Raw genomic sequence first — 1,100 nt, 5'->3', positions numbered from 1 at the left:
GTGTCGCCCTCGCGCACCCGATGCGCGACCTCGCGCCCGACAAGGAGGCAGGCCTTCGGATGCCGGTGCAGGGGAAGGGTGGCCGCGCGAGGGTGTTCACGGCGGCATACGGTGAGGGCATGCTGATCGCCTTCTCCGTCGCACCCACCGTCGCCGCCGACGACACCGGATCGGTGTCCGACGCCGTCGCCCGAGCCATCCGCGTCGTGCGCGACTCCGGCCTGCCGCACCGCACCGACGCGATGTTCACGACGATCGAGGGCGAGTGGGACGAGTGCATGGCCATCGTCAAGCAGTGCTGCGACGTGCTCGCGCAGACCTCGCCCCGAGTCGGGCTCGTGCTCAAGGCGGACATCCGCCCCGGCTGGACGGGCGAGCTCGACGGCAAGCTCGAACGGCTCGAGGACGCCCTGGGTGCTCAGCAGGATGACTGACGGCGGCTGGCGCCTCAGGCCGCTGCGCCCCGAGGACTGCGACGAGCTGGGGCGCGTGCACATGGCGATCCGGCGCGACGCCTACGCCGGGTTGATGCCCGCCGACCACCTGGCTGGACTCAGTGACCAACGGTGTACGACATCTCTCGATCAACAGGACAGGTCGCGCACCGCGGCCGGAGTGACCCGTCTGGCACGGATTCGCTGCTGGGTGTGTCCCGACTGCCCGAAATGCCCTCGACCAGGCCGCTCGCCGATTGGGAACCCGTAGCCACCGTGCGTATCGTGGGTCGCGGTCGGGGGTGCTCGACCTGTCCCCTGTGTCACTGAAAGGCTTTTCCATGCCCCGCGCCGCGATCCGTCGACGTGCTCTTGCCGCCGCGCTCGCCAGTGCCGCCATGCTCTCCGCCTGCACCAGCAGCTCCGGCGACGCCAGCGTCCCGAAGACCCCTGCCGTCGCCCCGGACACCGCCCAGACCACGGCCGCCACGGCCGTGGGTACGGCGGCGACGTCCTCCCTCGACGCCACCGCGGCCGGTGCCGCTGCCAGGGAGAAGGCCTTCGTCGGGGCGGCGCTCCAGTCGGCCAACGCCTACGCCAAGACGCTGTCGGGTCGCACGGCCGCCGAGAAGGCTGCCGCAGAGCTCTCGACCACGGGCGTCAAGG

Annotated in this window: 1 protein-coding gene and 1 pseudogene; both read left to right on the top strand. The window is 71.4% G+C overall.

What is annotated here, in order from left to right:
* Positions 1-119: 119 nt before the first annotated feature.
* The gene (locus tag AC1DP0_RS22180; protein ID WP_478088794.1) at positions 120-434 is read left to right on the top strand and encodes a thiamine-binding protein; all 315 of its coding nucleotides are present in this window, start codon (positions 120-122) and stop codon (positions 432-434) included.
* A 341-nt stretch (positions 435-775) separates the two neighbouring features.
* Positions 776-1,100: pseudogene (locus AC1DP0_RS22175) on the top strand (hypothetical protein); the annotation flags it as partial.

It is taken from the genome of Terrabacter sp. P5_B1 (genome assembly GCF_056400505.1).
The sequence above is the reverse complement of the archived record's forward strand: the minus strand, read 5'-3'. Positions and strand labels throughout refer to the sequence as shown.

Bases quoted from the DNA above. Each gene is read 5' to 3' on its own strand.
- AC1DP0_RS22180 (WP_478088794.1), top strand. From the start codon at position 120: ATGCTGATCGCCTTCTCCGTCGCACCCACCGTCGCCGCCGACGACACC.